Here is an 18,831-nt window from a genome sequence, read left to right on the forward strand (position 1 = left end):
GGCTGGCGCCGGATCACTCCGGCGTCAGCACCGCCAGCTTCAGATCGGCCTTTTTCGCGCCGCTGACCTGGATGATCGCGGCGCCGCCCGCGAGCTTGAAGCGCACGCTCTTGCGGATGCCCGGACAGGTCTTCACGCCGCTGAACGCCGCCGATTTTACGGTCTTGCCGTCCTGCACGACATCGACCCAGGCCTCATCGGACAGGCTGAGCTGCAGATCGCCTTCCGGCGGCACGGTCACATTTGCCGTCGCGCCGAACGTACCGGCTTTCGGTGCACGCTGCGGCGGCACCTCAAAGGGGACCGTGTCGACCGCCGCGAGCGTGAGATCCACCGCTTCCCCGACCGTCAGGGTGGCGCCCGATTGCGCGGCGGGCGCCTCCGGAAACAGCGCCTGCTCACGTTCAACCGGCCATTTGAAGGCATCGCAGCCGGTATCGGCGGCCATGGCGAAGCTGGTGCCAGCAAGGATTGCGAAGAGGCCGATGACGATTTTTCTCATGATGAAGGGACTCGCTTGGTTTGATCCGCCCCCACCTAATACAACCATAAGGATAGATATGCAACTACTGCGAGAACAATTATGGGGAAATTGAAACCATTTCCGCTCACCGATTGTTGATGGCAGGCCAAGGGAAGTGAGTGGTCCGTCGCCGGGCGATAATTTAAGGCCCGAGCGGGGGTAAAATTGGAGTTCAGATGAAGCTTTTCGAAACCCTTGCCCAGTACCGGCCGCAGGCATTGGGTGTGCTGCGCATCATGACCGCCCTGCAGTTCATCGAGCACGGGACCCAGAAACTGTTCAATTTTCCTCCCGGCGCCCATGCCGAGGCCCTGACCGGGCTTGCGCTGACGTCCGGAATCCTTGAGTTTGCCGGCGGCGTGCTACTCGCACTGGGGCTCTTCACGCGCCCGGTGGCGTTTCTGCTCTGCGGTGAGATGGCGATCGCCTATTTCATGGCGCATATGCCGCGCAACTTCTTCCCGGCCAACAATGGCGGCGACGCAGCCATCCTGTTCTGCTTCATCTTCCTCTATCTGGTCTTTGCCGGTCCGGGCGCCTTCGCGGTGGACAATCGCGAGAGCGCCAAGGCCTGATGGCGGCGTGCGCCTCGAGGCTTTTTGTTTTGACGCAATTCCGGACGGAAAACCGCTTCGCACTTTTCCTGGAATTGCTCTAGCCGCGCATCCGCTCGAAATTGGCATCGAACAGCGGCGTCGCCTGAATGCGCGCCGCATGCCGCTTGCCGAGGATCTCGATCTCGAAACCGTCCGGTCTGTCGGCGATTTCCTTGGGCACATAGCCCATGGCAACCGACTTTTTCGAATTGTGCGCATAGCCGCCCGACGTGACCCAGCCGCGCACGGCGCCCTCATGCCATATCGCCTCGTCGCCGATGACGTCGGCATCGGTCGCCTCTACGATGAAGCTGCGCAGCCGAAGCTTGCCGCCCTCTCTGCGCTCGGCGAGCGCGGCCTCCTTGCCGATGAAATCGGCGTCCTTACCGTAAGCGACGAAACGGTCGAGCCCGGCCTCGACCGGCCCGTAGATCGGCCGGTATTCGCGCGCCCATGAGCCGTAATTCTTTTCCAGCCTCAGCGCATTGAGCGCGCGCGAGCCGAACAGGCCGATGCCGAATTCCTCGCCCGCCTTGATCAGCACCTGGTAGGCGGCGCGCTGGTATTCCGGCGCGACCCAGATTTCGTAGCCGAGATCGCCGGTATAGCTGACGCGGCCGACAAGGCATGGCGCCATGCCGATATCCATCCTGGCGACCGCCATGAAGGGGAACGCCGCGTTCGAAACATCGGCGCGGGTGACCTTGGCCAGCACCTCCCTCGCCTTCGGCCCGGCGATCGCAAGGCCGGTGAGCTTCTGGCCCAGCGCTTCGATCCGCACCAAGCCACCCTTGGGCAGATGCGCCTCGAACCAGCGCATATGGTACTGCTCGGCGATGCCCGAGCCGGCGATGAACCACTCTGCGTCGTCGATGTTGGCAAGCGTGAAATCGCCGATCAGCCTGCCGTCGTCCTTCAGCATCGGCGCCAGCGTCATGCGGCCGCGCCTAGGCAGTTTGCAGGCAAGCATGCGGTCGAGCCAGGCGGCCGCGCCCTCGCCCGTCACCTTGTATTTGGCGAAGTTGGAAATTTCCGACAGGCCGACGCCTTCGCGCACCGCCACGACTTCCTTGGCGACATGCTCGAAATCGGTCGAGCGCCGCCAGGAGAACTCATCCTTGACGCCATCCGGCGCGTACCAGAGCGGCACTTCGAGCCCGTAGGACACACCCCATTGCGCGCCCTTGGCCGCAAGTGTGTCATAGACCGGCGTCGTCTTCAGCTGACGCCCTGCCGGCAGTTCCTCATTCGGGAAGCGGATCGAGAAGCGGCGCGAGTAATTCTCGCGCACCTTGGCGTTGGTATAGGCCATCGTCGCCCAATCGCCGTAGCGCGCCACGTCCATAGCCCAGATGTCGGCGCCCGGATCGCCCTCGATCATCCAGTTGGAGAGCGCCAGGCCGACACCGCCGCCTTGGGAAAAGCCGGCCATGACGCCGCAGGCGACCCACAAGCCGGGCAGGCCACGCACCGGACCGACCAGTGGATTGCCGTCCGGCGCGAAGGTGAAGGGGCCGTTGATGATCTGCTTGATGCCGGTCTTCTGGAAGGCCGGGAAGTGGCGGAAGCCGACTTCCAGCGACGGCGCGATACGGTCGATGTCCGGCTCCAGCAATTCGTGGCCGAAATTCCACGGGGTTTGAAACTCGGACCAGACCTTGTTGGCCTTCTCATAGGTGCCCATCAGCATGCCGCCACGCTCCTGGCGCAGATACAGCTCGCCGTCGAAATCGACCGCATGGATGATCTCGGTGCCGGTCTTCTTGTTCCAGTCGGCGACCTCGGGCATATCCTCGGTGATCAGATACATGTGCTCCATCGCCAACACCGGCAGTTCGAGCCCGACCATGCGGCCGACCTCGCGCGCCCACAGCCCGCCGGCATTGACCACATGCTCGGCGATGATATCGCCCTTGTTGGTGATGACGCGCCATAGTCCATCGGCCCGGCGCACGATGTCCTCGACCTTGGTGAAGCGCTCGACCTCGCCGCCCAGTTTCCGCGCGGCCTTGGCATAGGCATGCGTCACCCCGGACGGGTCGAGATGGCCGTCCTCCTTGTTGCGCACCGCGCCGACGAACTGGCTGGGATCGATGAGCGGCATCAATTCCGCCGCCTCCTTCGCCGAGATCACTTCGAGATCGATGCCGAGATAGCGGCCCTTCGAAACCACGCCGCGCAGCCAGTCGAGCCGCGCCTCGGTCGCGGCCAGAAGCACGCCGCCGGTCAGGTGCACGCCGGTCGCCTGCCCGGAAAGCTCCTCGATCTCCTTGTAGAGCGAGATCGTATATTTCTGCAGCTTGGCGACGTTGGGATCGCCATTGATGGTGTGCATGCCGCCGGCCGCATGCCAGGTCGAGCCCGAGGTCAGCTCGTCGCGCTCCAAAAGCACGACATCGGTCCAGCCGTGGCGGGCAAGATGGAACAGCACCGAGCACCCGACGACACCGCCGCCGATGACCACGACCTTTGCATGCGATTTCATGGGCTTTTTCTCTGATATCAGGATGTTAGACGGTTAAGCGGATTCAGGATGGTAGGGCCTTGACTCAAAATGGGAAGCATCACGGCTCGCCTTGCCCGATCGCTTCCTTGCGCCGCGCCATATAGGCCTCGAGCGCCTCGCGCACAGCCGGGTCGATGACCGGCTCGACATACTCCTCCAGCGCCTTCTTCCACAGCCGCGTCGCGCGCGCCGTCGTGTCCAGGCCGCCGGCCTCCTGCCAGGCTTCGTAATTCTGCCAGTTGGAGAGCATCGGCTGGTAGAAGGCGGTGGCGTAGCGCTCCAGCGTGTGCGGTTCGCCGAAGAAGTGGCCGCCGGTCGGCACCGCGCCCAGTGCCTCCACTGCCAACTCGCTTTCGTTGACTACGATCGGTCGCAGGAATTCCATCATGTGCTGCATCATCTCGACATCGATGATGAGCTTTTCGAACGAAGCCGTCAGCCCACCCTCCTGCCAGCCGGCGGCGTGGTAGACGAGATTGCCGTGGCCGAGCACCGCGCCCCACAGCGCCATCATCGTCTCATAGGCGCCTTGCGCGTCCGCCGCATTGGAAGCCGAGCCCGGCGTGGTGCGGTACGGCAATTCATAGCGCCGCGCCAACTGCCCGGACGCGATGTTGGCCTTGGTGTTTTCCGGCGTGCCGAAGGCTGGCGCGCCGGACTTCATGTCGACATTGGAAGTGAAGGCGCCGTACATCACCGGCGCGCCCGGCCGCACCAGTTGCGTCAGCACGATGCCGAACAGCGCCTCGGCATTTTGCTGCGCCAAAGCACCTGCAAGCGTCACCGGGCTCATCGCGCCCATCAGCGTGAACGGGGTGACGGCCACCGACTGGCCGTATTCGGCCATGGTCATCAGCCCTTCCGCCATCATCTCGTCGAAGCGGCGCGGCGAGTTTACCGAGATGATGGTGGTGACGCCCGGATCCTGCGCCATCTGCTCGAGCGTCAGCCCGCGCGCGATCGCCATCATCTCGATGCCGTCGAGCGCCCTGCCCCGACCGATCGCCGAAACATGAAAGCATTTGTCGGTCAGCGTCAGATTGGCGAAATAGGTGTCCATATGCCTGGTGTTCGCCGGCAGCTCGATCGGTGCGCAGACCTGGTTGCCCAGCATATGGATGCAGTTGAAGTGCTGCGCCAACCGGACGAGGTCCTGATAGTCGGGCAAGTTGCCGGCGCGACGGCCGCGCTCCATGTCGTGCACATTGGGCGGCCCGGCAACGAGCGTGAAGTTGATGGTGTTGCCGCCAAGATGGATGGCGTTTTGCGCATTGCGTGGGGTCAGCGTATAGCTGGCGCGCGTCGTTTTGAGCGCCTCCTCGACCATGCCGCGATCGATGCGCACATTCATCGAGCCGTGGTCGACCTTGGCGCCGGCGCGCTCGAACAGCGACAGCGCCCGCGGGCTCATCACCTCGATGCCGAAATTCTCGAGTATATGCATCGATGCCTGGTGGATGGCCTCGATCTGGTCGGCCGACAGCAGCGCCATCGGCGGATAGGGATTCTGCACCCGCCGCGGCGGCAGTTGCGGAATGGCGGCCGGTCCCCGATTGCTGGTGCGCTCGGCGCCGCGCTTGCGTCTTGGTTCGCTCATGCGCGCATCAGAGCGCCGGCGTCACGGGCGGGCTGTCAGGAATTCGCCATTTGCCGGCGTGATTTTAGCCTAGGCGGCATTTTTGTAAATCGATGAGAAGAATAGCGACTCCATAAGTCGCAATATCAACAATCGATTTTTCACGCCTGCACGCCCGCGTTAAGGAAGACGGCAAGACTCCTTTTATGATTTCGGCCTATTCGTCTCCCAATGCGTAGGTCGAGTTTTAGTAAAATTGTCGCTGTCTCTGTGCTGCTGGCGCTTTCGGCCTGCGCGACGGCGCCCAGCCACATCAACAATGTCTGCGCCGTCTTCGACCAAAATGACGGCTGGTTCGACAACTGGCAGTCCGCCGCCGAACGGACTGAGCAGAAATACGGCGTGCCCGTCCCCGTGCTGATGGCGACGGTGCGCAAGGAATCCGGCTTCAAGAGCAATGCCCGCCCCCCGCGCACCAAATTGCTCGGCTTCATCCCGTGGACGCACGTCTCGAGCGCCACAGGCTATTCGCAGGCGCTCGACGGCACCTGGTCGCAATACCAAAACGAGACCGGCAACTGGACGGCGCGCCGCACCAAATTCTCCGACGCCGTCGATTTTGTCGGCTGGTATCATTCCAAGACCGCCGACACCTTCGGCGTCGCGCGCAACGACACCTACAATCTCTATCTGGCCTATTATCTCGGCTGGACGGCTTACGGCCGCGGCAATCGCGGCGACGCCGGCGTGCAGAATTACGCGCGGGCCACCGACAAGATGGCGCAGGACTATGCAGCGCAGCTACGGCAATGTGGGAACTAACACCCTTCCGGGTTTAGTGCCGCCTTGTCGTGTCCTTCGGCTTTGAAACACCGGTCTCCGAAACCTCGTCTCGGACTTCGTGGCGACGGGCTCGCATGCCGGCCTCACCCTGCTCCACGGCATCTCCGATCTCATCGGCTGCAGCGCTGCCTGTTTTGCCACGCGGCCGCTTGGGCGCCGTTCCGGCAAGGCCCGGCCCCGCGACATGCGGCGCGTCGTCCGGCACGCCCTCATGCGCGGCATGCTCCTTGTCGAATTTTATAACCTGCTCCATCTTGGCCAGCACGTCGTCCGCCAGCCAGCATAGGCTCATATGGCCGTCGCCGAGATTCTTCACCGGCGGCACTTTCGTCTCGCACAGATTATCCGGCACCAGCTTCTTGTAGCCGCAGCGCGTCTGGAACGGGCAGCCGGTGGGCGGGTTCATCGCCGACGGGATGTCGCCTTCAAGCACGATGTGTTTCTTGACCACGCTGGTGTCGGCGATCGGGATCGCTGACAAAAGCGCCTCGGTGTAGGGGTGGTAAGGCGGCGAGAAAATCTGGTCGGTCGTGCCCTGCTCGACGATATAGCCGAGATACATGACGACGACGCGGTCGGCGATGTAGCGCACCACCGACAGGTCGTGGCTGATGAACAGCATCGTCGTCTTGTTCTTGCGCTGGATGTCCATCAAGAGCTCGGTCACCGCCGCCTGCACCGAGACGTCGAGGGCCGAGACCGGTTCATCGGCCACCACCACCTTGGCGTCGCCGGCAAAAGCGCGCGCCACGCCGATGCGCTGCTTCTGGCCGCCCGAAAGCTGGCGCGGCTTGCGGGTTTCGAACGCCCGCGGCAGCTTCACCAGGTCGAGCAGTTCCAGCATGCGCTGGCGCCGTTCGGCGACATTCTTGCCGACATTGAACTTTTCCAGCGTGCGGATGATCTGCGAACCGACGCTGTGGCTGGGATTGAGCGTATCGAACGGGTTCTGGAACACCATCTGGATCGACGACACGGTGTCAACGCTGCGGCTCTCTATGCCGGTCGACTGAATTTCCTTGTTGGCTAAAGTCACGGTGCCGGAGCTTGCCGTTTCGAGACCCAGCAGCACCTTGGCCAGCGTCGACTTCCCGCATCCGGATTCGCCGACGATCGCCACCGTCTCGGATTCGCGCGCGGTGAACGAGATCGTCTCGTTGGCCTTGACGACGCGGCCCTCGCTGGAGCCGAACACTTCGCTGCCGCCGACCTTGTAGTATTTTTTGAGGTCCTGGATTTTCAGCACCGGGGCGCCGGGCTCGACCTTTTCCTTGACCTTCTTGGCGCCGGGCGGCAACGCCTCCCAGTCGATCTCGTTGAAACGCACGCAGCGCGAGAAATGCCCCTCATGGCCATCGACCGGAACCATCGGGATTTCGGCAGCGTTGCAGACGCCCTCGACGAAATGGTGGCAGCGCGGCCCGAAATTGCAGCCCTTCGGCCGCTCATGCGGCAGCGGCAACTGTCCAGGGATGGAGATCAGCGGCCGCGAATTCTTGTCGGCGCCGGGCAGCGGGATCGAGCGGAACAGGCCTTGGGTATAGGGGTGACGCATCCGGTCGAACACGTCCTCGATCTTGCCGGTCTCGACCGCCTCGCCGGAATACATCACCGTGATGCGGTCGCAGGTCTCGAGGATCAGGCCCAGATTGTGCGACACGAAGATCATCGAGGTGCCGAACTTCTCGCCCAGCCCCTTGACCAGCTCGACGATGCCGGCCTCGACGGTGACGTCGAGCGCCGTGGTCGGCTCGTCGAGCAGAAGCAGCGCCGGCTTCGACAGCAGCGCCATGGCAATGACGATGCGCTGCTGCTGGCCGCCGGAAAGCTGGTGCGGATAGGAGCGCATCATGCGCTCGGGATCGGGCAGCTTCACCGCCCGCACCATCTCCAGCGCGCGCTTGTAGGCCTCGTCCTTCGACACCTTGTCGTGGATCAGCGGCACTTCCATCAGTTGCTGGCCGATCTTCATCGCCGGATTGAGGCTCGCCATCGGCTCCTGATAGATCATGGCGATCTTGTTGCCGCGGATGGCGCGCAGTTCCTCATCGGACATCTCGCCCATGTCCCTGCCCTGGAACTTGATGCGTCCGCCGACGATCTTTCCGATGTTGGAGAGGTCGCGCATGATGCCGAGCGACACGGTCGACTTGCCGCAGCCGGACTCGCCGACGATGCCCATCGCCTCGCCGGGCATCACCGTGCAGGAAAAATCCATCACGGCCGGGATTTCGCCCTTGCGGGTGAAGAAGGAGATCGAGAGGTTCTCGATCTCGATGATCGGCTGACCGGTCGCCTTGGCTGGATCTCGAACTGCCTCGTTCATGGGTCGCTCCAATCCTTGATCTTTAGAAGATGGGGCCTCAGGCCCCCCATCAATCCTTCATCGATTGCTCACGCAGCGAATCCGCCAAAAGGTTCAGCCCCAGCACGAACGACATCAGCGCGATCGTCGGCGGCAGCGCCGGATGGATGAAGGAGCGCAGCAGGCGGCTGGCGTCCTTGATCGCGGTGCCCCAGTCGGGGCTTTCCGGGGCAAGCCCAAGGCCGAAATAGCCGAGCGTTCCGAGCAGGATCGTCGTGTAGCCGATGCGCAGGCAGGCATCGACGATCAGCGGACCGCGCGCGTTGGGCAGGATCTCCCAAAGCATGATGTACCAGGGCGATTCACCGCGCGTCTGCGCCGCCGCCACATAGTCGCGCGTCTTGATGTCCATGGTGAGCCCGCGCACGATGCGGAACACACCTGGACTGGAGGCGAACACCACCGCCACGAAGATGTTGAGCTGGTTCGGATCGATATGGACGATGTGCAGCGGGTCCTTGTCGAAGACCAGGCCGACATAAATCCAGCCGCCGAGGACAAGCGTGATGCCGAGCAGGATATAGAGCCGGTCCGGCCGGTTCTTGAAACGCGTCCAGAACAGGACGCTGAAGAAGATGATCGGGAACAGGAAGAACAATCCCGCCATCGCATAGGGGATCGGCGTGTCCATGATGCCCGGCGTCACCAGCAGGTAGAACAAGAGGATCACCGGGAAGGCCAGCACCAGATTGGCAAGGAACGACAGCAGCGTGTCGATCCTGCCGCCATAGTAGCCGGCCGGCAGGCCGAGCGTGATGCCGACCATCAGCGCGAAACCGGTCGCCGCCGGGGCGATGATCAGCACGATCTGGCTGCCATAGACCATGCGCGAGAACACGTCGCGCGCCAGCTTGTCGCCGCCGAAATAATAGATGAGCTTGGACGTCGGCTCGACCGCGCCGGGCAGCGTGTCCTTCATGATCGAGACCTGCGCCAAGGGATCGAAAGGCGAGATCGTCGAGGCGAAGATCGCCGTGAACAGCCAGAACAGGCAGATGAAGACGCCGGCGATGCCGACGCCGCTGTCGAAGAGCTGGCCGTAAAGGCCAAGCCGCTTCTTGTAGGCGAAGCTGACACCCATCACCAGGATCAGCGCGATCCACACCGGCCAGAAACGCCAAAGCACGCCGACCACGATGTCGAAGGCATTGATATACTCGGTCTGCATCGGCCCTGCCCCTTATTGAACCCTGATGCGCGGATTGAGGAACGCGTAGCCGACATCGGAGATGAGCTGCGTGATCAAGACGATGAACACCGAAACCAGCGAGCAGCCGAGCAGAAGGTCGATGTCGTTGTTGCCGGCAGCCTCGACCAGCGTGTAGCCAAATCCCTGGTAGCGGAACATCACCTCGACGATGACGACGCCGGTGAGCAGCCAGGGAAACTGCAGCATGATGACGGTAAACGGCGCGATCAAAGCGTTGCGCAGCGCATGCTTGACGACCACGCTGCCGAAGGACAGGCCCTTGAGGCGGGCAGTGCGGATGTATTGCTGCGTCATCACCTCCACCATCGAGGCGCGCGTCATGCGCGCGATGTAGCCGATGCCGTAGATGGCCAGCGTCATCACCGGCAGGGTGAAATTGTAGAAGGTGAGGCCTTGGCTCGCCGAGGCGGCGGAGCCGTTCAGCCAGCCCAGCCACGAGGCGAAGATAACGGTGAAGATGACGCCCGACACATATTCGGGCGTCGCCGTCGAGGCGATCGAAGCGACAGACAGCGTGCGGTCGGTGCGCGAGCCCTCGCGCATGCCGGCAAGGATGCCGACCAGCAGCGAAATCGGCACCATCACCGCCAGCACCCAGAACATCAAAAGCCCCGTGGCGCCGAGCGCCGGGAAGAGCTTCGAGGATACCGTCGTCTTGAATTTGGTCGAGCAGCCGAAGTCGCCCTCCAGCACGCCGGAGAATGTCGGCACGACCGGGTCGTTGCAGAAGGAGAAGCGTTGCGCCGGCTTTCCGGTCGCCGGGTCGGTGATCGGCTGCTTGGGCAGGACCCCCAGCCACTGACCGTAGCGGACGAAGAAATTCTGGCGGTAGCCATGGTTGACCAGCCAGCTTTCGAGCTGTTCGGCGGAGGTGTGCATTTCGGTCTGGCTGATAGCCAGCTTCTTCAGATTGGGATCGAGATTGATCAAGAAGAAGACGATCAGCGTCAGGCACAGCATCGTCAGCGCCATGGTGCCGAGACGTCTCGCAATGAAAGAAAGCATGGCGGGCCCCTGCCGACGGGTTGGGGAGCCTCTTTGCCCGATATCCCGCCGCGAGGCGGAACAAGCCGGCAAACAGACGTCCGAATGCGATCAACCGTGTTTATTGCATGACCCTGCTCGACGAGTCCGCAACTTTTTTGCTGCAGCGGCTCTCCGGTCCCAGTTCACGCAAAGGAAGGGGACAAAGGAGCGGAGCGCCCCTTTGTCCATTCGCTCGGATCAGGCCTCGTCGAGCCAGATCTTGCCGTAGTCGCGCTCGAAGGTCGGATGCATTTTGTAGTTCTTAACAGCGGCGACCGAATGGCTGTAGAGCTTGCGCCAGTAGGGCTGGATGATGATGCCGGAATCCTGCAGGATCTGCTCGATATCCTTCATCATGCCCTTGCGCTTGGTGGCGTCGGCGACCGACAGCGCGGCGTTGAGCTTGGCATCCCAGTCGGGATTCGACCAGGCGGTCTCGTTCCAGGCTTCGCCGGTGCGGTAGGCCAGAGCCAGAACCTGGACACCGAGCGGCCGCATGTTCCAGTTGGTCATCGAGAGCGGATACTTGGTCCAGTCGTTCCAGAAGGTCGAGCCCGGCAGAACCGTGCGCTTGACCTTGATGCCGGCGTCGCGAAGCTGCGCCGCGATCGCATCGCCGGTGTTCTTGTGCCAATCCTCGTCGACGGTGATCAGCTCATGCTCGAAATCAGCCTGGCCGGCTTCCGCCATCAATGCCTTCGCCTTGGCCGGGTCGCGCGCGATCTTCGGCAGTTCGTAGTATTCTGGATGAATTGCGCAGACATGATGGTTCTCAGCAACGGTGCCGGCACCGCCATAGCCGAGCTGCAGGACGACCGCATTGTCGACGGCGAGTTGCAGGGCGCTGCGAACCTTCTGGTTGTCGTAAGGCTTGTTTTTGACGTTGGAGCGGCAAACGATAGTGGCCGCGGTGACCACTTCCGACTTGACCAGCTTCATGCCGTCGAGGATCGACACATAGTCGGCCGACGTCTCGAAATTGGTGTGCACTTCACCCGCCTCGAAAGCGCTGACCATTGCTGCCGGATCGGTGCCGTAGTCGATGAACTCGACGCCGTCGAGGAACACCTCGCCGTCCCACCACTTGTTGTCGGAACGGCGCTTGTAGACCACCTTCTGGCCGACGTCGTAAGAGACCAGCTCGAACGGACCAGTGCCGATCGGGCAGGCTTTGAAGTCGCCACCCTTTTCGTCGAACGACTTGTGGACGAGCAGAGCAACATAGTCGCAAATTCCGGGAATGATCGAGATGTCGGGCTTGGTCAGCGACAGCTTGACCGTCATGTCATCGACCTTGGTGACCGCGCCTTCACGGAGCTTGCCGGTCTTGTCGTCAAACAGCGTGCCAAGACGGCCGGGCATGGAATTGCCTTCGGCGGCCTTTTCGCCCCAACGGTTGAAGTTGTGCAACACGTCGTCGGCGGTGAAGGCATCGCCGTTGTGCCAAGTCACGCCCTTGCGCACATGCAGCACATACTCGGTGGCATCGTCATTAACGTCCCAGCTCTCGAGCAGATAGGGACGGAACGTGTATTCGGTGGTGTATTTGACCAGCGGCTCAAGCGCCTGACGCTCGGCGTTGGCGATTTCCGACCAGTCGGACTTGCGCGGGTCCTTCGGATCCTTGACCCACTGTGCGACCTTCAGGACGCCACCCTTCTTGCCCTGCACGTCCTCGGCCCTGGCCGGGGTCGGATCGGCGAGGCCGAGCATGCCGTAGGCCATTGCCGTGGACGCTCCGAATACGCTGGCGAGCGCCAGGAATTCGCGACGATCGACCTTTCCCGCCTTGGCTTCTTCGGCCATTTTCAGGATGTGATCCGGAACGCGATCACCGTTGCTTGTATAGATTGCCATGACTAACTCCCATTGTTGGCTTTCCGCCTTTTAACATTCCGCATCCTGACCGCCTTGTCAAAAGACGGTTTGGGCTAGGAACATGTTAGGGAATGTGCATCTTTGGATGCAACCCGGTTCGCGCGATAACGACAGTCTTGACGCAAATTTGCTAGCGCGACGCGATTTCCAAAAAATCGTCGCGGGCGATTAAATCAACACATTTGATAACGATAAGGGCGCCGCCTTCGAGGCGGGCAGCTTGTTCGACAGGTCGGGAAAGCGCAGCGCGGCCTCAATATTCGCGCTCGTAAAAGACGCCGCCCTTCGCTTCGCCGGCATCATTGGCCTCGCCGCGCAGCTTCACGCCGCGGCCGACATTGAGGTCGATCGTCGCCTTGCCGGACCCCGGCTTGTCGCCCTTCTGTATGGTCACATAGGTGCGGTCGTTGAGATACTTGCCGGCCGAAACCGCCGTGCCGCCCTTCTCGTCCGTCGTCACGTCAAGGTCGTCGATGCCGATCGCGTTGCGCAAATTGTCAAGCAGCGAGGTCGTGCCGCCGGCGCCTGCCAATTGCGCGGCAGCGTCGGCGAGCTGGGCGATCTGCAGCGGCGACAGCTTAGACATGGATTGACCGAAGATGAGCTGCGCCAGCACCTCGTCCTGGGGCAGCGCCGGCACGGAGGAGAAGGTGAACTTCGGATTGGTCGCTTCGCCCGAAACGACGATGGTGACAGTGGCGCTGCTCGTCGTCGTGGTCGCCGTGAGATTGAGGTAAGGCACCAGCGATCCCTGGAACCCGACCGTACCCTCCGTGAATGTCAGCCGCTTCGCGAGGATTGTTAGCCGCCCGCGTTGCAAGGTGAAGGTGCCTACGGCCTGCGGTGACGACGCCGGGCCGGTCAGCTTCAGCGAGCCGCCCAGTTCGGCGTCGACGCCCCTGCCCTGAATGAAAATCTGGTTCGGTGCGTTGACCGTCACATCGAGGGCGAGACCGCTGCCGCCTTTGCTGCTGCCGCTGGCCGTTGCCGGCCGCAGCGCCTTGTCCTGCGCCCGCACGGCGGCTGGCGCATTCTTGTGCTTCACATCCAATTCCGAGAGCGAGCCCGGCAGCCTGTCTGGAACCGTGATGACCGTCCTTGCCAGGTTGATCGTGCCGGCAACCACAGGCGCCGAAACCAGCGGCCCCTTGATGGTCAGGTCGCCGCCGAGATTGGCGGTCACCACCCGGCCGTCGGTATAGCGGCCGTCGGTGAGCTTGATCGAGAGATCGGCCGGAAAACCCTGCGCCGGATTGATGCCGACCGTGCCGCTGGCCGACAGGCTGCCGCGCGTCGACAGCGTTCCGCTCAGGCGGTTGATCCTGGCGACGCCGCCGCCGATCGAAACGTCGGCGGCGATGTCGTTGACCGCGAGGCCCGAACGCGCATCGATAAGGCGCGCGCCGGATGTCGTGACATTGCCGCTGATAACCGGCGCAGATGCAGGACCACGCACCTGCACATCGACATTGGCGGTGCCGTTGAGCGCCAGCCCTTGCGCGGCGAGCTTCGCGGCCAGGAAGGAGAACGGCACCTTGCCGTTGAAGTTGAGCGCCAAGGTTGGTGTGCCCGCGGTCGTCACCGAACCGCCGCCTTTCAGACCGAGACCGGCCCCGTCGCTGATATTGGCGTCGAAGGCGAGCTTGTTGCCGGCAAAATTTCCCGACGACGACACGTTCATGCCGCCGAGGCCGGCGCCGCGCGTTTGCGAGGTCTGCACGCCGGAAGCATCGATGTTGAAGGCAACCGACGGGCTCGCCGGCGCGCCGGTGACCTTGACCGTGCCCGAGATCGAGCCGGCCGCGTCGAGCCCCTTCGAGAAGCTGTTGGCGAGCGAGATCGGCACTTTGGCCAGATTGGCGCTGATGTCGAGCGCCTGCGCGACCTTGCCTGTGACCGTCGCCGTGCCGCCGCCGAGGTTGAGCACCAGTCGGTCGAGCGTCGTCACGCCGTTGGAGATGGTCACCGTCGAGGCCTGCGCGATTGCCGCCTTGATGCCCTGCACGGTCGCCTGGCCCGATGCGACCTCGATGGTTGTCGTGCCGTTGGCCACCTTCACCCGGCCGGCCGCCTTCGCCGGAATGTTCTTGACCGTTGCGCCGCCGGAGAAGCCGGTCCAATCGCCGTCGCGCTTCAGATCGACATCGATGCCGGTAACGACGGTACTGCCGGAAGTGACGCTTTCGGCCCGCACCGTGCCGGCGATGACGGGCGCCGCCATATAGTTCGCGATCTGGGCATCGATGGCGACGTTCTTGGCCGAGAGGTCGCCGCGCTTGATGGCCGAGGTGTTCGCCTTGATCACGACGTCTGCGCCGTTGGCGGTCTTGGAGAAGGCAATCGTGCCGCGCACATTGCCTTCCGCCTTTTCCAGCGCGAGCGCGGCCAACGGTCCGATATCGGGCAGGTCCAGCAAAACCGTGCCGACCGGAACGAAAGCGTCGTCGAGCGCCAGATCGCCGGAAATCTTGTTCGGGCCGAGCGACAGCAAAAGCCCGTTGATCGCGCGGCTGCCATTGGTCGTTGCAAGCACCGCGCTGCCTTGCAAATTCTGCCCGGCGACAGTGCCGGTGAGCTGCACATTGGCTGCCGGATTGGCGGCATCGGCCTTGCCGGTGGCCGTCAGCTTCAGCCCGGTGATCTCGCGCGCCGCCACCAGGAGCCGGTCGCTGTTCACCGTCATCGACAGGTCGGGCGCCGTGACCGGCCCTTGCGCATTCAGGGCAAAGGCGATGGAGCCCTTGGCGTCTTTCGAGAGCAGTGACACATCGCTCAACGCACCCCTGACGTCGGCGGCGAGCTTGCCGTCGGCGAGGCTCGCCTGTCCGTCGGCGCTGAGCGCGCCCGAATTGAGCTTCAGCCCGTCGATATTGACATTGCCGTTGGCATCGCGCTTCAGCGCGGCGCTCAGCTTTGCGGTATCGCCGAGCATGCCGCGCGCCGACGCCGGCAAGGCAGAGGACGCAACATCGGCCGTCACATTAAGGTCGACAGCGCCGTCGCCCAGCGATATCCGGCCGGCGACCTGGCTGTTGAGCGCATCGCTCTTCAGCGAGCCGCTGTTGACGGCGACGGAATCGGGTGCCAGCCGGCCATTGACCTTGGCCGTGACCTTGCCGGCAATCAGCGGCGCGATCACCGGATTGTCGAGGGCGATCCTGTCCACCGACACCGTGCCGGAAACCGGACCGGCCCGCCCCTTAAGGTCGAAGGCATCCGAATGCAGCGCCAGGATGAGACCATCCACCTTCGCCTGGCTGGCGGCAATGGAGGGCAGGATCGCGGACAAATCCAGCCGCGCCTGCGTGCTTTCGCCCGCCATCTTTGCCGATAGCGACTGAACTTCGACCTTGACCGGGCTCTCGGCGCTGCCGACCGTCAGCGGCAGGCTGGGTCCGGATGATATGAGGTCGAGGGAGAAATCGCTGGCGCCGTTGGGGTTGAGGGTGCCGGCGGCCTTGCCTGAAATCTTGTCGCCCGAGAGTGTGGCGTGGTCCAGGGCCACGCCGCCCGACAGCGTATAAGTGCCGGCGGCATCGAGATCGAGCGGCCCGAGCCCCGCCTGCCGGGTCTGGCTGGTCTCGGCGCCCGCCACCTTGGCGTCGAACTGAATGTCGGGATTGGACGAAGGACCGGTGACGTGCGCCGTGCCCTCCACGGTTCCGGCTCCGTCGAGGCCGGGCACGAAATCATTGGCCAGCGCCACCGGCAGGTTGGCGAGGTTGGCCGTCAGGTCCAGGGTCTGTCCGGCGCTGCCGGAAACCGTCGCCGAGCCGCCGCCGAGATTGAGCGCGAGCTTCTCGATTGTCGTCACGCCATTGGCGATGGACAGGCTGGATGGCTCGGCAATGGCCGCCTTGATGCCGCGCACCGTCGCCTCGCCGGAAGCGATCTCAACGCTCGTGGTGCCGTTGGCGATCTTCACCCGGCCGGTGGCCGTAGCAGGAATGCCGGACGCGGTGGCGCCGCCGGCAAAATTGGTCCAGTCGCCGTCGCGCTTCAAATCGATGCCGATGCCGCTGATGACCGTGCTGCCCGAGGTTACGCTATCGGCCTTGATCGTGCCCGAGATTGCCGGCCCCTTCAGGTAGTTGGCGATCAGCGCGTTGACGGTGATGGCCTTTGCCGCCAGATCGCCGCGCGCGATCGAGGTGCTGGCCGCGTTTATGGTGACGGTCGGCACCTCGCCTTCCTTGGCGAAGGCGATCGTGCCGTTGATGTCGCCGGTGGCGGTCTGATCCGCCAGCGCCGCGAGCGGGCCGATATCCGGCACGGCAAGCGTCAGCGTGCCAAGCGGCAGGAGCTTGTCGTCGAGCGCAAGATCGCCCGAAACCTTGTTGTCGCCGAGCGCCAGGGTCAGGCCCTTGATCGCGCGCTTGCCGTCCACTGTCACCAGCGAGGCCGCGATGTCGAGCGCCTGCCCTTCGGCGCTGCCGGTCAGCGAGATGTCGGCTGACGGATTGGCGACATCGGCCTTGCCTTTAGCCGAAAGCTTGATGTCCTTCACCGTGCGGCCGGCCGCCGTCAGGCTGGCGCTGTCCGCCGACACAGTGAAATCCGGCGCCAGGCGCGGTCCGCTCGCCGTCAGCGCGAAGTTGATCCCACCCGCGAGCGGGGTGCCGGCGAGCGACGACAGCGGCGAGACATCGCCCAGCGTACCTTTCACGCTGGCCTGGAGGTCCGACCCTTGCATGCTGCCGGTGCCGCTGGCGCTGAGCGAGCCGGAGCTGATCTCCAGCGAGTTGGCGGCAAACGCGCCTTGCGGATCGCGCGTGGCAGTGGCCGAGAATTTCACGCGCTCGCCGAGCAGCGAGCTGACCTGCGGCGGCAACGCCTTCGAGACGGCGTCGGCATTCATCTTCAGCGTCATCGACAGATCGGCGAGCGACACGCCCGCCGTCAGCGCGGCGTTGAGCGCGTCGCTGCGCAACGTGCCTTTCTCGATCGTCACCGTCTCGCGGCTGATCGTGCCGGAGAGATCGGCGGCGAGCTTGCCGGTCACCAGCGGCGCCAGCGTCGCCACATCGGTCTTCAGGCCGGCGGCCGCAAGCTTGATGCTGACCGGGCCGGTGCGGTTTTCGATATCGAAGCCGTCGGAATGGATCTCGCCTGTAATGTTGTTCAGCTGCGTGCCGCCGACCGCGACCGAGTTGAGTGTTGTCCCGATATCGACCTTCGGCGCCGTGCCGTCGCCGAAGGCGCGCACTGTGGCCTTTTCGACAGCGACCAGGATGGGGACGGCGCTGTTGCCGACATCGACGGTGACCGGCTTGTCCTTGGCGGAGAGCTCCACGGCAAGGTCGCTGACGCCCTTCGGATCGACATTGCCGGTTGCGGTGCCGTGCACCGCATCGCTCTCTATCTTGGCTTGCTCGATGTCGACCCCGCCCGACGTGGTCGCTGTTCCGGCAAGGTCGAAGCCCGTCTTGCCGGCAAACAGCGCCTTTATCTTCTGCGGCAGGAAGGGTTCGAATTCGCCGTCGCCCTTGGCCTCGATGCGGTGACCCTTATCGGACAGCTGGTGGCGAGCGGTGAACTGGGTGACGATCCGGCTGTCGACCATGAAGGTGCCGACACCGCTCCAGTTGGCCAAAGGTCCGCTGCCGGTGACGACGATGTTGACGGGCGGCGCATCCGGCAGCTTGAGCAAATTGGCGATGATGCCGTCGGCGGGCTCCGACGCCTTGAGATCGAGGTCGAGCTTGTTGTCTGCCGGCGCGAAGTGGATCTTGGCGTCGACATTGCCCTGCTTGCCGTCATGGCGGCTCACATTGAGCACGCTTTCGATCGCCAGCGGCGACGGGTCGGCCTTGACCGACCCCTTCGCGGCGAGCTCGGCAATGCCGCTGCCGGCAAGCTCCTGTCCGAGCGCGATCTCAGGCAGATCGATCTGCCTGACATCGATCGACACCGGCAGGCTCGTCGAACCGCCCTGCGATGGCTGCTGGCTCGGCTGCGGCAGCCGCGCCAGCTCGATGCGCTCGGCGGCAAGGCGATCGGCGTCGAAATTCCGGGAGAGCAGCGCCGTCGGCGACCAGTCGAGCGCCACCTTGCGCGCCACCATCCAGGGACCGGCGCGGTCTTCCAGCACCACATGGTCGAGCCGAAGCTGACCCGACCAGATACCTTCGATGCCGCTGACCGTCACCTTGCGGTCCTCGCTCGACGCCATCTTCGAAATCAGGCTGGCGAGATTCTGGCGGCCGCCTTCGGTGCCGGTCAAAACGACGAGCGCGCCGATCGCCACCACCAGCAGCAGAAGCAGCGTGTAGCTAAAGATGCGGAGGATGCGCCAAAAGATCTTCATC

At 63.6% G+C, this 18,831-nt stretch carries 10 protein-coding genes; 2 read left to right on the plus strand and 8 right to left on the minus strand.

Going from position 1 to position 18,831, the window contains the following annotated elements; translation table 11 throughout:
• Positions 1-13: 13 nt before the first annotated feature.
• On the minus strand, positions 14-502 hold the full coding sequence (locus tag EN869_RS16335; protein WP_127229229.1) for a hypothetical protein: 489 nt from the start codon (positions 500-502) through the stop codon (positions 14-16).
• 197 nt (positions 503-699) lie between these two features.
• On the opposite strand from EN869_RS16335, the gene EN869_RS16340 reads away from it, so the two are divergent.
• The gene (locus EN869_RS16340; protein WP_127229230.1) at positions 700-1,098 is read left to right on the plus strand and encodes a DoxX family protein; all 399 of its coding nucleotides are present in this window, start codon (positions 700-702) and stop codon (positions 1,096-1,098) included.
• Positions 1,099-1,177: 79 nt separating this feature from the next.
• Here EN869_RS16340 and EN869_RS16345 read toward each other — a convergent pair whose 3' ends face one another.
• Positions 1,178-3,604: an FAD-dependent oxidoreductase gene (locus EN869_RS16345; protein ID WP_127229231.1), complete on the minus strand. Its 2,427-nt coding sequence runs from the start codon at positions 3,602-3,604 to the stop codon at positions 1,178-1,180.
• A gap of 79 nt (positions 3,605-3,683) precedes the next feature.
• Positions 3,684-5,222, minus strand: coding sequence for a trimethylamine methyltransferase family protein (locus EN869_RS16350; protein WP_127229232.1), 1,539 nt, complete (start codon positions 5,220-5,222; stop codon positions 3,684-3,686).
• Positions 5,223-5,432: 210 nt separating this feature from the next.
• Between EN869_RS16350 and EN869_RS16355 the strand changes: the two genes are divergently transcribed.
• On the plus strand, positions 5,433-6,023 hold the full coding sequence (locus tag EN869_RS16355; RefSeq protein WP_127229233.1) for a transglycosylase SLT domain-containing protein: 591 nt from the start codon (positions 5,433-5,435) through the stop codon (positions 6,021-6,023).
• Positions 6,024-6,036: 13 nt separating this feature from the next.
• On the opposite strand, the gene EN869_RS16360 is transcribed toward EN869_RS16355, so the two are convergent.
• The 5 genes from EN869_RS16360 to EN869_RS16380 all read right to left on the minus strand — a co-directional run bounded on the left by EN869_RS16360 (position 6,037) and on the right by EN869_RS16380 (position 18,830).
• On the minus strand, positions 6,037-8,370 hold the full coding sequence (locus EN869_RS16360; protein ID WP_127229234.1) for an ABC transporter ATP-binding protein: 2,334 nt from the start codon (positions 8,368-8,370) through the stop codon (positions 6,037-6,039).
• A gap of 49 nt (positions 8,371-8,419) precedes the next feature.
• Positions 8,420-9,577, minus strand: a complete 1,158-nt coding sequence (locus tag EN869_RS16365) for an ABC transporter permease (protein ID WP_127229235.1) — start codon at positions 9,575-9,577, stop codon at positions 8,420-8,422.
• 12 nt (positions 9,578-9,589) lie between these two features.
• The gene (locus tag EN869_RS16370; RefSeq protein ID WP_127229236.1) at positions 9,590-10,624 is read right to left on the minus strand and encodes an ABC transporter permease; all 1,035 of its coding nucleotides are present in this window, start codon (positions 10,622-10,624) and stop codon (positions 9,590-9,592) included.
• 219 nt (positions 10,625-10,843) lie between these two features.
• A complete protein-coding gene (locus EN869_RS16375) occupies positions 10,844-12,502 on the minus strand; it encodes an ABC transporter substrate-binding protein (RefSeq protein WP_127229237.1) in 1,659 nt (552 codons plus the stop codon).
• A gap of 274 nt (positions 12,503-12,776) precedes the next feature.
• Positions 12,777-18,830 carry a translocation/assembly module TamB domain-containing protein gene (locus EN869_RS16380; protein ID WP_127229238.1) on the minus strand — a complete coding sequence of 2,018 codons (6,054 nt, stop codon included), beginning with the start codon at positions 18,828-18,830 and terminating at the stop codon, positions 12,777-12,779.
• Between the last annotated feature and the right edge of the window lies 1 nt (position 18,831).

The organism is Mesorhizobium sp. M2D.F.Ca.ET.226.01.1.1, assembly GCF_004022705.2.
Taxonomy (GTDB): Bacteria; Pseudomonadota; Alphaproteobacteria; order Rhizobiales; family Rhizobiaceae; genus Mesorhizobium.